The organism is Streptomyces sp. RK9, assembly GCF_045070545.1.
GTDB lineage: Bacteria > Actinomycetota > Actinomycetes > Streptomycetales > Streptomycetaceae > Streptomyces > Streptomyces alboflavus.
This window is the reverse complement of record NZ_CP173704.1, coordinates 3,650,152-3,662,593: the sequence shown is the minus strand read 5'-3', so window position 1 is coordinate 3,662,593 and position 12,442 is coordinate 3,650,152. Positions and strand designations below refer to the sequence as shown.

General features: G+C 73.8%; 9 protein-coding genes. 7 read left to right on the top strand and 2 right to left on the bottom strand.

The genetic code is table 11. The features are described 5' to 3' along the window. The first annotated feature begins 19 nt into the window (after positions 1 to 19). From AB6L24_RS36050 to AB6L24_RS36035, 4 genes are all read left to right on the top strand, one after another. On the top strand, positions 20 to 505 hold the full coding sequence (locus tag AB6L24_RS36050) for a DUF456 domain-containing protein (RefSeq protein ID WP_405662532.1): 486 nt from the start codon (positions 20 to 22) through the stop codon (positions 503 to 505). Positions 506 to 707: 202 nt separating this feature from the next. Next, complete coding sequence (locus AB6L24_RS36045; protein ID WP_405662529.1) at positions 708 to 3,026, top strand: glycosyl hydrolase family 95 catalytic domain-containing protein; 2,319 nt, start codon at positions 708 to 710, stop codon at positions 3,024 to 3,026. A 128-nt stretch (positions 3,027 to 3,154) separates the two neighbouring features. Continuing rightward, positions 3,155 to 3,688: a hypothetical protein gene (locus AB6L24_RS36040; protein WP_380856484.1), complete on the top strand. Its 534-nt coding sequence runs from the start codon at positions 3,155 to 3,157 to the stop codon at positions 3,686 to 3,688. A gap of 16 nt (positions 3,689 to 3,704) precedes the next feature. Next, a complete protein-coding gene (locus tag AB6L24_RS36035; protein WP_405662525.1) occupies positions 3,705 to 5,825 on the top strand; it encodes a hypothetical protein in 2,121 nt (706 codons plus the stop codon). 172 nt (positions 5,826 to 5,997) lie between these two features. Here AB6L24_RS36035 and AB6L24_RS36030 read toward each other — a convergent pair whose 3' ends face one another. Together AB6L24_RS36030 and rsgA are read right to left on the bottom strand one after the other, a co-directional pair. Then, on the bottom strand, positions 5,998 to 7,395 hold the full coding sequence (locus AB6L24_RS36030) for a DNA-3-methyladenine glycosylase 2 family protein (protein WP_405662523.1): 1,398 nt from the start codon (positions 7,393 to 7,395) through the stop codon (positions 5,998 to 6,000). A 186-nt stretch (positions 7,396 to 7,581) separates the two neighbouring features. Next, the gene (rsgA, locus tag AB6L24_RS36025; protein ID WP_405663562.1) at positions 7,582 to 8,661 is read right to left on the bottom strand and encodes a ribosome small subunit-dependent GTPase A; all 1,080 of its coding nucleotides are present in this window, start codon (positions 8,659 to 8,661) and stop codon (positions 7,582 to 7,584) included. A 526-nt stretch (positions 8,662 to 9,187) separates the two neighbouring features. Between rsgA and AB6L24_RS36020 the strand changes: the two genes are divergently transcribed. From AB6L24_RS36020 to AB6L24_RS36010, 3 genes are all read left to right on the top strand, one after another. After that, the gene (locus AB6L24_RS36020) at positions 9,188 to 10,846 is read left to right on the top strand and encodes a hypothetical protein (protein ID WP_405662521.1); all 1,659 of its coding nucleotides are present in this window, start codon (positions 9,188 to 9,190) and stop codon (positions 10,844 to 10,846) included. A gap of 16 nt (positions 10,847 to 10,862) precedes the next feature. Next, positions 10,863 to 11,741 carry a hypothetical protein gene (locus AB6L24_RS36015; RefSeq protein ID WP_405662518.1) on the top strand — a complete coding sequence of 293 codons (879 nt, stop codon included), beginning with the start codon at positions 10,863 to 10,865 and terminating at the stop codon, positions 11,739 to 11,741. A gap of 75 nt (positions 11,742 to 11,816) precedes the next feature. Beyond that, a complete protein-coding gene (locus tag AB6L24_RS36010) occupies positions 11,817 to 12,362 on the top strand; it encodes a hypothetical protein (protein ID WP_405662516.1) in 546 nt (181 codons plus the stop codon). Positions 12,363 to 12,442: the final 80 nt, after the last annotated feature.

Genomic DNA, 12,442 nt, shown 5'->3' with positions numbered 1-12,442 from the left:
GCTCCTGCACTCTGGGCAGATGGGAGCGTGGGAACTCCTGCTGGTCGGCGTGGTGATGCTGCTCGGCCTGTGCGGAGTGCTGGTGCCCGGCGTGCCGGGGTCCTGGCTCGTATGGGCCGGGACCGCGTGGTGGGCGCTGCAGGACCCGAAGGGGCTCGCCTGGGGCGTCCTCGTCGGCGCGACCCTGGTGCTCCTGTTGTCCCAGGCCGTGCGCTGGCAGCTGCCGCCGCGCCGCCTCCGGGAGTCCGGGGCGACCCACCGGATGGCCGTGTACGCGGGCGGGGGCGCCCTGCTCGGCTTCTGCGTGCTGCCGGTGGTCGGGGCGCTGCCGGGGTTCGTCGGCGGAATGTACCTGGCGGAGCGGATACGGCTCGGCGGGCGCGGGGAGGCCGTGACGGCGGTGCGGACGGCGCTGCGGGCCGGGGGGTGGAGCGTGTTCGTGGAGCTGTTCGCGTGCCTGCTGATCGTGGGGGCGTGGGTGGGGGCGGAGGTGTGGGGCGGCTGAGGTGGAGGGGTGTGGGGGTGTGGGGTGGCTGAGGTGGGGGCGGCCGGGTCCGGTTCGTTCAGCAGGCCGCCCGGGTCCGGCTCGCTCGGCAGGCTGCCCGGCTCCGGTTTTACATCCGATCTCTCCCTACTCATTGACGTACCCGTACGTCATCTCTAGCTTTCAGCGGCAGATACCTCCGATGACTCGGCCAGGAGGCCTCATGCCACGCCCGTCCAGAAGAGCCGTGCTCGCCACCGGACCCGCGCTCGGCGGGGCGGTGCTCGTCGGCGGACTGCCCGCGCGGGCCACGGCGGCCGCGCCGCGGGCGCGGGAACGCGCGGCCCCCGACCCCTGGCGCACCGTCCTCGACGACGCGGACATGGTCTGGCAACGGATGCCGAGGACCTGGTACGAGGGCCCGTTCCTGGGCAACGGCTTCCTCGGCTCCGGGATCTACGCCGAGCCCGGCCGCGAGACGGCGGCCGTCCGCTTCAACGTGCAGCACTCCGAAGTACAGGACCACCGCCCCGAGTTCGGCTCGCTCTTCGGCCTCGCCCGGCTGCCGATCGGCCACTTCACCCTGGAGCCCGTCGGGGCGATCACCGGCGTCGACTGGCGGCTGCGCCTGCGCGACGCCGAGCTGACGGGGACGCTCACCACGGACCGGGGCACGCTCCGCGTCCGCGCGCACGTGCACAGTTCGCGTGCGGTGCTCGCCGCGGAGGTGACGGCGAGCGCGGGCGAGCGCGGCTTCCGCTGGGTGTTCCACCCGGCGGAGGCGATCAGCCCGCGGGCCGCGTTCAAGCCGGTGCCGGCGGGCTACGAGGGCAATCCGCCCGCGCGGGTGGAGAGCCACGACGGGGTGTCGGCGGCCGTGCAGCCGCTGCTCGCGGGCGGGCAGCACGTCACCGCGTGGCGGGAGCGACGGCGGGGCGGGGCACGGACGTTGTACGTCCACGTGGCGCACTCGCACCCGCAGTCCACGGCCCGCGACCGGGCCCTGCGCGCGGTGCGGGCCGCCGCCCGGCTGCCGTACGACACGCTCGCCGCGCCGCACCGCTCCTGGTGGGACGCCTACTACCGCAAGAGCTTCCTGTCGCTGCCGGACGCCCGCATGCAGCGCTTCTACTGGATCCAGCTCTACAAGATCGCGGCGGCGGCCCGCCGCGACGCCCCGGTGATGGCGACCTGCGGCCCCTGGCTGGAGCCGACGCCATGGCCGAACACCTGGTGGAACCTGAACGTACAGCTGGAGTACTGGCTGATCCACGGCGCCAACCACCTCGAACTCGACGCCGTCACGCGGGCGTTGAGCGAGTTCCGGGACAACCTGGCCAAGGAGGTCGCCGCGCCCTACCGCACCGACTCCCTCGGCGTGCCCCGCACCACCGACACCCGTCTCGTCAACGGCGCCTCCGTCACGAACGGTGGCTACGGCGTGGGCATTCCGGGCCAGGACCCTCCGACCCCCGAGGTCGGCAACCTCACCTGGGCGCTGCACAACGTCTGGCTGAGCTACCGCCACACCATGGACACCGCGATCCTGCGCGACGTCCTCTTCCCGCTCCTGCGCGGCGCCGTGAACTACTACCTGCACTTCCTCCGGCCCGGCGCGGACGGCAAGTTGCACCTCCCGGCGACCTTCTCCCCGGAGTACGGCGGCAACAGCAGAGACTGCAACTACGACCTGATGCTCCTCACCTGGGGCTGCCGCACGCTCCTGAAGACGACCGAACTCCTGGGCTTGGACGACGAGTTGGCGCCGCGCTGGCGCGAGGTCCTGACGCGGCTCGTCGCGTACCCCACCGACGCGAACGGCTACATGATCGGCGCCGACATCCCCTACGCGAAGTCGCACCGCCACTACTCGCACCTCCTCGCGGTCTATCCGCTGTACGAGGTGACAGGCCGGGCGCCCGCCGAGAAGGCGCTGATCGAGAAGTCCCTCGCGCACTGGGTGGGCTTCGAAGGAGCCCTGCAGGGCTACACGTTCACGGGTGCCGCATCGATCTCGGCGCTGCTCGGCAAAGGCGAGGACGCCCTGAAGTACCTGGGGCAGCTGATGAGCCGCTTCGTCCAGGCGAACACCATGTACAAGGAGTCGGGCCCGGTCATCGAGACGCCGCTGTCGGCCGCGCAGTCGCTGCACGACATGGTGTGCCAGTCCTGGGGCGACGTCATCCGCGTCTTTCCCGCGCTGCCCGCCGCGTGGCCGGACCTGACGGTCCACGACTTCCGCACCCAGGGGGCGTTCCTGCTCAGCGCGGTGCGCGAGCGGGGGGCGACGCGGTGGGTGCGCCTGGTGAGCGAGGCGGGCGCGCCGTGCGTCGTGCGGCACGGCATCGCGGGTCCGGTCGAGGTGCGGGACGCGCGGGGGCGGCCGCTGCGCCACGAGGACGCGGGCGGCGGGGCGTTGCGCATCACGCTCGGCAAGGGCGGCTCCGCGCTGATCACGGCCCGGGGGGACCGTCCCGACCTGCGGATCAGGCCCGTCAAGCCGGTTGCCGACGCCCCGAGATGGGGGCTGCCCGCGAGCTGACGGGACGTCGGGACGGGGCGGGACGAGGCGTTGACACGAAGAGCCGAAACGACTTAGGTATGCCTTACCTAAGTCGAGGCTCGCTCGGGCGTGCCTCGTCCCTGACACCCAGAGAGGTGCCGTCCACCATGCCCACCCGCACTCACGTCCGCGCCTGCGTCACCGCGCTCGCCGCCGCCGCGCTCACCGCCGCCTTCGCCGGATCCGCCGCGGCGGCCGACGTCACGGCCAAGCGCACCATCACCGACGGCGGCAAAACGTACAACCTCCAGCTGACCGGCCCGGACACCGCGTCGGCCGCGGGCGCCAACGTCACGGTCTCGGGCACCGGTTACAACACCGCGCAGGGCGTGTACGTCAGCCTGTGCGCCGTCAGCGGGGCGCCCGGCGCCAACAAGCCGACGCCGTGCCTGGGCGGCCAGGACCAGTCCGGCACGACCGGCGCCTCGCACTGGGTGTCCAACGTCGGCGGCGGCACCGTGCCGAACAGCTCCCGCTTCGCCGCGGGCGGCAAATTCTCCGTGAAAATCCACGTGAAGGCCGACCTGGGCAACGGCCAGGTGTGCGGCGAGACCGTGGAGTGCGCGATCGTGACGCGCGCCGACCACTTCGACTCCGGCGACCGCAAGTACGACGTGCACATCCCGGTCACCTTCCAGTAGGCCGGACGGTCACACGATGAGACGCACCTCGCTGCTGGCCGCGTCGGCGCTGACGCTCGCCGGCCTCACCGCGGGCTTCGCGCCCGCGGGCCCCGCGGGCGCCGGTGCCGCCGACTCCGCCGACTCCGCCGAGGAGAAGGTGAGTTATCGGCGCACGGGCGACTTCACGACGGCCGGGAAACCGCTCGACGTCACGATCCACCCCGATGCGAAGAAGCTGTACGTCGGCTCCGACGACGACTCGGGGACGGCGGACGTCAATGAGATGGGGCTGTACGTGCTCGACCGGGCCAGCGGCGCGGTGCGCGGCCGGACCACGAAGGCGCCCGGCTCGAACGGCGTGCCGCGCGAGTCGGCCGTCCGCAAGATCGCCGCGCCGCTGCCGGGCGACGGCGTGGTCTTCCACTATCCGCTCAAGGGCCTCGGCACGGCCAAGGACGGCGACCAGGAGGCCAAGGGCGTCTGGCTCGCGGGCGCCAAGGTCACCGACGTCGGTCCCGGAGTCACGGACGGGACGACGCTGGTGGCCCAGGGCGCCGTCCTGACGGAGGTCGTGACGGCCACGGGGGAGGCCGAGCGGACGCTGACGCTGCCGGGCGCCGGACAGTTCGCCGTCGACATCGCGCGGAAAGCGGTGTGGTCGACGGACCTCGCGCAGAACAAGCTGTACCGGATCGACACCACCTCCTTCACCGTCACCAAGGCCGTCGAACTCCCCGTCACGGAAGGCACGGAGGGCTTCACGGCCGTCGACCCGGCGACCGGCTCGGTGTGGGTCGGACGGCAGGACAAGGTGATGGTGTTCGACGCCGAGGGCGCCGCGCGCGGCACCGTCGACGGCAAGGACCTGGCGCGGGACGTGGCCTTCGACGGCTCCCGGGCGTACGTCGCCCGGCAGGACGTCGGCGACCCGGGCGCACCCGACTACGACGGCCGGGGCTCCCTGACGGTCCTCGACACCGGCACCCTGAAGCCGGTCGCCGAGCCGGTGTCGCTGCCCGGCAACGAGGCCCAACTCGGCTACGCCGCCGTGGCGGTGGCGCCGGGCGGCGCCGAGGTGTTCGTGACCAGCCCGGCCCAGAACCGGATCACCCGGATCGAGCGGAACACCCCGCCGAAGGTCACCGCGTCGCCGACCGACGTGAGCGCCGACGACGGGGCCGAGGTCACGTTCACCGCGCGGGCCGACGGCACCCCCGAGCCCGCCGTGCGCTGGCAGCGGAGCACGGACGGCGGCCGTTCCTGGACCGCGGTCGAGGGCGCCACGAAACCCTCGTACACCTTCACCGCCCGCGCGCGCCTCGACGGACACCGCTACCGCGCCGAGTTCAGCAACGACGCCGGCACGGCGCACTCGGAGCCCGCCACCCTCGAGGTCCGCGCGAAACCGGGCGACGAGGGCTCGGCGACCGGCCCCCAGGGGCAGCGGCTCACCGTCACCCCGGTGAACGAACTCGCGCCCAAAAAACAGAAGTTGACTGTCACGGGCTCCGGCTACGACGAGAAGAAGGGCATCTACGCGGCCCTGTGCGTCGACAACGGCCCCGGCAAGACACCGACGCCCTGTGTGGGCGGCGCGGCCACGGACGGCGGCTCGAAGGCGTCGGCGTGGATCTCGAACAACCCGCCGCCGCACGGCGCGGACCTGGCCGTCCCCTACGGCAAGGACGGCTCGTTCAAGGTCGAGCTGACCGTCGACGCCAAGGACGGCTCGACGGACTGCCGCACCACGCGCTGCGTCCTCGCGACCCGCGCGGACCACACCCGGCCGGGCGACCGCTCGCAGGACGTCCGAGTGCCGGTGACCTTCGCCGACGGCGGCGGTGACGGCCCCGGGGACGGCGACGGCAACGGCGGTACGGACGACGGCGGGTCCGACGGTTCCGACGGGGGCGGCTCGGCGGGCGGCTCCGACTCCGGCGGGTCCGGGGGCTCCGAGGGCTCCGGCACGGCGGGCTCGGGCGGATCCGGCGGCTCTGTCGGCGGCACCGGCAACGCCGGGTCGGACGGCAGCCTCGCCTCCACCGGTCAGACCATCGGCGGCGCCGCGGCCCTCGCGGCGGCACTGACGGCGGCGGGCTGGTACGCGATGCGACGGGCCCGCCGGGGAACCGACGGCCTGGGCGGGACGGGGTGAACTCCCCCGGCCGTACCGAGAGAGCCGCGTACCGAAAGAGCCGTGCCGAGAGAGCCGTGCCGAGAGAGCGGCACCGACAGAGCTGAACTCCCCTTCCCCATAAGGAGTTCAGAACAGCAGGAGGGGGCCTTCGCACGTGCGGCGCGAAGGCCCCCTCTCGTCGTGCGGGCCCCTACGCCGTGAGGAGCCGCGCCTCCCCCACCCGCGCTCCCGCCGCTCCCGTACGCAGATGACGCACCGCGTACGAACGCCAGGGCCGCCACGCGTCCGACACCGGCTCGCCCGGCGGGGCCACGTCCGGGTCACCGAGGGCCCGGGTCCGGATGGCCGCGGCCGCCACCGCGTCCACACCGGCCACCGCGCGCAGCTGCCGCTCGGCGTCGTCGCGGTCGACGCCCGCGTCCAGGCGCACCGTGCCGTCGGCGAGGGCGGCCGCGAGCGGGAGCCGTCCGGCGACGGCCTCCGGCGCGGGGAAGACGTGGGTGAGCGTGCCGCACGGCGACGGCAGCGGGGTGCCGTGCTCGACGACGAGCCGCCGCGCCTCCTCCCGGCCGACGACCGCGCGCACCGCGAACTCCTCCGGGTCGGCCGCACCCGGCGAGCGCAGTCCGGGGCGGGCCCGGACGAGGGGGGCGAGCCGGGGGTCGGCGGAGAGCCGCTCGTCGACGGCGTACGGGTCGGCGTCCAGGTCGAAGAGGCCGCGCAGGCGCTGCACGGCGGTGGTCAGGTCGCGCAGGTCGGTGAGGTGGAGGCGAGCCTCCAGCCAGCCGCAGCGGTGGCTGTCGGAGCCCTTGCGGGCGTCGCGCTCCTCGACGGCGACGATCCCGGAGGCGTACGGCAGCCGCAGGGTGCGCCGGTACGTGCGGGCGCCGCGCTCCCCGCTGACGTCCTCGACGCCGGGCAGCGCCTCGTGGGCGAGCAGGTCGAAGACGGCGGCGGCCTGGTAGGGGCCGCGGTGGGCGAGGCGCAGCGGGATGCCCGCGGCGGGGGTGCCGCGGCCGCCGCCGCGCTTGGGCGCGGCGGCGCGCAGCCCGGTGGGCGTCAGCTCGTACACGGCGCGGATGGTGTCGTTGAACTGCCGGACGCTGGCGAATCCGGCGGCGAACGCGATCTCCGTGACCGGCAGGTCGGTGGTCTGGAGCAGCACGCGGGCGGTGTGCGCGCGCTGGGCGCGGGCGAGCGCGACCGGGCCCGCGCCCAGCTCGGCGGTGAGCTGGCGCTGGACCTGGCGGGCGCTGTACCCGAGCCGGACGGCGAGGCCGCCGACGCCCTCGCGGTCGACGACGCCGTCCCCGATCATCCGCATGGCCCGGCCGACCACGTCGGCGCGGACGTTCCACTCGGCGGAGCCGGGCACGGCGTCGGGGCGGCAGCGGCGGCAGGCCCGGAAGCCGTTGCTCTGCGCGGCGGCGGCCGTCGGGTAGTAGCGGACGTTCTGCCGCTTGGGCGTGACCGCCGGGCAGCTCGGCCGGCAGTAGATGCCGGTCGTCTCGACGGCGAAGAAGAACTCCCCGTCGAAACGGGCGTCACGGCTGCGGACGGCCTCGTACCTGGTGTCTTGATCGCTCACACGTCCAGTGTGCGGCGCGGCTGCCGCCGGGGCTAGCGGGAATCGGACGTCACGCTGGCGGCCCGGTACGTCGGCGCGCGCGGGCTTACGGGGCGCGTACCAGCGCCCCGTAAGGGGCGCGGGGAACTGCGCGACCAGCCCCCACCGCCCCGCGGCCAAAGAACCACCGCGCCCCGCCGCACATGCTCAGCGCAAGCGCCCCCGCTTCGCCTCCATGGCGGCCTTCCCCTCGGCCCCGCGCCGCTTCCACTCCCGGCGCATGTCCGCCCGGACCCTGGCATCGGTCTTGGCGACGATGCGCTGGTTCTCCCGGATCAACTTCCGGTAGCTGTCAAGGCGCCGCTCGGGGAGCGTGCCGTCCTCAAGGGCGGCGAGCACGGCGCAGCCCGGCTCCGCGACGTGCGCGCAGTCCTGGAAGCGGCACCCCTCGCCGAGCTCCTCGATCTCGGCGAAGACCTGGCCGACGCCGGTCCCCGCGTCGTACAGGCCGACGCCCCGCAGCCCCGGTGTGTCGATGAGGACACCGCCGCCGGGCAGGACGAGGAGGTTGCGGGTGGTGGTGGTGTGCCGCCCCTTGCCGTCGACGTCGCGGATCGCCTGGACGTCCATGACGTCGGCCCCGGCGAGCGCGTTGGCGAGGGTCGACTTGCCCGCGCCGGACTGCCCGAGGAGCACCGACGTACCGCCGGAGAGGACCGCGGCGAGGACGTCGACGCCGTCGCCGTCGGCGGCGCTGACGGTGAGGACCTGGACGCCGGGGGCGGTCGTCTCGACGTCCTCGACGAGGTACGACAGGGCGGTGGCGTCGGGCACGAGGTCGGCCTTGGTGAGGACGACGACGGGCTGGGCGCCGGACTCCCAGCCGAGCGCGAGGAACCGCTCGATGCGGCCGAGGTCGAGCTCGGCGGCCAGGGACACCGCGATGACGGCGTGGTCGACGTTGGCCGCGAGGATCTGCCCCTCGGACCGCTTGGAGGAGGTGGACCGCACGAACGAGGTGCGGCGCGGCAGGTAGGCCCGTACGTAGCGGGGGTCGCCGCCGGCCGGGTCGACGGCCGCCCAGTCGCCGGTGCAGATGACCTTCAGGGGGTCGTGCGGGGTGACGTACGTGGTGTCGGCACGGATGACGCCCTCCTCGGTGACGACCAGGTCGCAGCTGCCGCGGTCGACGCGGACGACGCGTCCGGGGAGCAGCCCCTGCGCCGCGTACGGGGCGAAGGCGGCGGCCCAGTCCTCGTCCCAGCCGTACGGCACGAGGGAGGACACCGCGGACTCGGAGAGAGCCGCGGAGACGGCGGCCGGGGAGGAACCGGAAGAAGCAGGGGAAGCAGAGGAAGAGCGGAAAGCGGAGGAAGACAAGGGGAACCCTTCACAGGGTGGCCCCGGCCCACGCGCCGGACGGGCGCGGCGAAGGACGAGAGAGGTCAGCCGGAGACCACGGAGGTGGTGTGGATGAACGTCTGGGTGCGGGCAGCACCGTTCGCAACGACAGCCATGAATCACACCTCCTGGGAACCTGCTCGGCCGACTGCGGCGGTCGCGCGTCGCTTCCGCCGAGGAACGCGTTGACTGTAGCTCCCGCCTCCCGCGGACCGCCACCTCTTTTTCCGCTTTTTCCGCCCACCCGATCCGCACCCCGCGCCACCCGAGGGCGAACCCAACCCGGCGACACCCAACTCCCCGTGCGCACAAGCGAGTTGGTCCACCGAACTGACGCGTTCCCACCCTGACAGACCCCCGCGGCGCCGTTATGCTGGTGGGCTCTCTCGGGCGGAGCACTTACGGGGGACGTATGACGACGCCTGAATCACCCGCCCCACCCGGCGTGGGCAGGGAACTGCCGGACCGCACCGCGACGCGGCGGCTGTGCGCCGGGGTCTACCTGGACCCCGGGTTCCGCGACGCCGTCCTGCACCGGGTCTACAACGCCCGCAAACGCCGGGTCGCACCGTCGTACGGCTACGACCTCGTGCCCGTGGTGACGCACGCGTGGCGTGCCTGGTGGCTGTCCACCGTCGGCGACGCCGTGCTGCTCACGCTGTGCTGCGCGGCGATCCTGCTGTACCCGCTCCCGGCGCTCCTCGCCGCCGTCGCCCTCTTCGACATCGGCCTGGTGGCCGCGCTGGTCACGTACGCCACGCGCTCGGTCCGGGCCCTGGGACACCGGTACACCGACGCCCCGGACCCGGACCCGGACACCGACGACGACGCGGACGCGGACACGGACACACCCCGGTGGCGCAGGACCCTCGGCTACGACCTCGTCGTCGCCGCCCTCGTCACCGTGGGCGTGGTCGCGGGCGTCAGGGGAAGCGCGGGCGACGGCGTGTTCCTCACGGCCGCCGCGATCGCCCTGACGCTCTGCGCCGTCCTCGCGGTCCTCGGCACCCTGCGCCAGCTCGCCGTGAACCGGCTGCGCGCCCACGGCACGGATCCGCGCCGCCCGCGCACCCGCGGCCGCCTCGCCGTGATCGAGAGCCAGCAGCGGCACCCCCTGGTCGTGTACTCGGGCGCGAGCCCGTTCGTCGGAAGCGGCAGCGGCCTGCGCACCTGGTCGTTCGCGCAGCGTCTGATCGAGGCCAAGCCGCTCGGCGTCGACAAGGACGTCGAGTTCGAGAAGAAGCCGTTCGCCACCCGGGAGTTGGTGGAGGAGCTGCGGCGCGCGATCACGGCCCTCGACACCGAGGAGGACCCCGAGACCCGCCTTCCGGGGCTGCGGGTGCTCGACTCCCTCTTCGTGGAGGGCCGTTACGCGCGCGACTACGCGGACGACCTGGAGCCCGCAGCCCGCGCCGGCCTCGTCGAGCGGATCCTGGACCGGCCGCAGGAGACGGCCCGGCACTATCTGACGTGCCAGGTGGAGTCCTGGGGCGGCGAGGTGGTGACCACCGTCTTCGTCCATGTGTCGCTGCAAGGGCGCACGATGTACATCGAGTTCAGCAGCCGGGCGCTCGCGCCGACCCGCCTCGCCTACCAGGTCGTCGACACCATCGGCGGGACGGGCACCCTGGCGACGCTGCGGGCGGCCGCGCTGCACGGCGGCCGCATCCGGGACATCGCGCTCGCGCCGCTGCGGCTGCTGCGGGCGCCGCTGCCCCTGCTCGGCGCCCTCGGCGCCGGGAGCGATGCCACCGTGGCGCAGCTCAAGCGGGGGCGGGACGTCGGCGCGGACTGCAGCGCGCGCGAACTGGCGGCGATCGGCGCGGACGAGAACTACTTCCAGACGTTCGACGTCGTGAAGCATCTGAAGATCATCGAGCAGCGGCTGCTCTCGACGGTCGGCGACTACCTGACCGAGCGGGGCGTGGACACCTCCGAGTTCCGGCGCCGCGCCACGGCCATCCTCAACAACGGGGTCATCAGCACCGGCAACAGCGGGATCATCCAGACCGGCTCGGGGGACATCGACGTATCGGGGGCCATGGGCGAGGGCACGAGTGTCGGCAAGTGATCCCGGGAGGGACGCCGTGGGGAACAACGGGGTCATCAGCACCGGCAACAGCGGGATCATCCAGACCGGCTCGGGGAGCATCACCGTCTCCGCCCAGAGCGCCGCCGACGCCGAGCCCCCGCCGGACCCCGCCCCCGAGACCTGGGACCTCGGCGTCGTCACCGTCCTCTCCGTGGAGACCCGCGCCCTCGTCGCCGCGCTCTCCCTGCGCGGCACGCAGCGCAAGACGGTCACCGCGCGCCGCGAGCGGTTCCGCGAGTTCCGCTGGGTCGACGCGGGCCGCCCGGTGCGGGTCGCCGTGACCCAGTCGCTGCACCCGGGCCAGCTGTCGGCGGGCAGCGCGGTGGCGGCCCTGCGCGCCGCGTACGCACCGCGCTTCCTCGCCCTCGTCGGCATCGCCGGCGCCGTCCACCCGGACCTGGGCCTGGGCGATGTCGTCGTGGCGCAGGAGGTCGTGCACTACGAACCCCGCAAGGTGACGCCCGAGGGGATCCGCAGGCGCGGCCGCAGCCACCCGGTGGCCGCCGAGGTGCAGCACGCCGTCAACGACTTCTTCACGGAGCACGACGAGCCCTGGCGGCTGCCCTGGGCCGGGGAGCACCGGGCGCTGCGCGGCCTCGTCGGCTCGGGCGAGGCCGTCCTCGCCGACACCGACGCGGCCGAGCGGGCCTATCTGCGCGCGTACAACGAGAAGGTCCTCGCGGTGGAGACGGAGGGCGCGGGCCTCGCCGAGGCCGTGTACGCGGGCCCCGCCCACGACCGCGCCCCCGAGCCCTGGCTGATGGTCCGTGGCATGTCGGACGCGGCGGGCCCCGACAAGGACGACCGCCATCACGCCGTCGCCGCCCGCAACGCCGCGGAGGTCTTCTGCGCCCTGCTCCCCCACCTGCTGTGAGGCCGGGCGCGAAGCCGCCGCGCCCCCGCCCGTGACACCGCACGCCCGCGACGACCCCGAACGGACGGAGGCAGGATGGCGGAGCCGGACGAGGTGACGCTCGGACGCGTACTCCTGACCGAGTACGAACAGCTGAAGGCGGAACAGACGGGGCGGATCCGGCTGCGCGACAACCTCCTGTACGCGATGCTCGCCGCCACGGCCGCCGTCATCGCCGCCACGATGCGCGCGGGCGACCACGCGGCGCTCCTGCTGCTGCTCCCGCCGATCACGCTGCTGCTCGGATGGACGTACCTCGTCAACGACGAGAAGATCTCCGCCATCGGCCGCCATGTGCGCACGACCCTCGCGCCGCGCCTTGCCGAAGTCCTCGACGTGGACGAGGAGATCCTCACCTGGGAGTCGGCCCACCGCGACGACCGGCGCCGGGGCTCGCGCAAGGCCCTGCAGCTCGCCGTGGACCTGCTGGCGTTCGCGGTCTCGCCGCTGGCAGCGCTGACCGCCTTCTGGGTCAACGGCCACCTCACCTGGCCGCTGCTCGCGGTCTCGGGCGCGGAGGCCGCCGCCGTCGGGGTCCTCGCCTGGCAGATCGTGGTGTACGCCGACCTCGGCCGGGGCTGAGGCCGGGCCCGCCGCGCCGTTCGGTCCAGATCACGCGCCAAGAATCCAACAACCTGCCGACGCAAAGAATTGAGACCGCA

What these genes read in the sequence shown, in the direction of transcription:
- AB6L24_RS36010 (WP_405662516.1), top strand. Translation starts at nt 11,817, where the DNA reads ATGGCGGAGCCGGACGAGGTGACGCTCGGACGCGTACTCCTGACCGAG.
- AB6L24_RS36040 (WP_380856484.1), top strand. Translation starts at nt 3,155, where the DNA reads ATGCCCACCCGCACTCACGTCCGCGCCTGCGTCACCGCGCTCGCCGCC.
- AB6L24_RS36050 (WP_405662532.1), top strand. Translation starts at nt 20, where the DNA reads ATGGGAGCGTGGGAACTCCTGCTGGTCGGCGTGGTGATGCTGCTCGGC.
- AB6L24_RS36045 (WP_405662529.1), top strand. Translation starts at nt 708, where the DNA reads ATGCCACGCCCGTCCAGAAGAGCCGTGCTCGCCACCGGACCCGCGCTC.
- AB6L24_RS36035 (WP_405662525.1), top strand. Translation starts at nt 3,705, where the DNA reads ATGAGACGCACCTCGCTGCTGGCCGCGTCGGCGCTGACGCTCGCCGGC.
- AB6L24_RS36020 (WP_405662521.1), top strand. Translation starts at nt 9,188, where the DNA reads ATGACGACGCCTGAATCACCCGCCCCACCCGGCGTGGGCAGGGAACTG.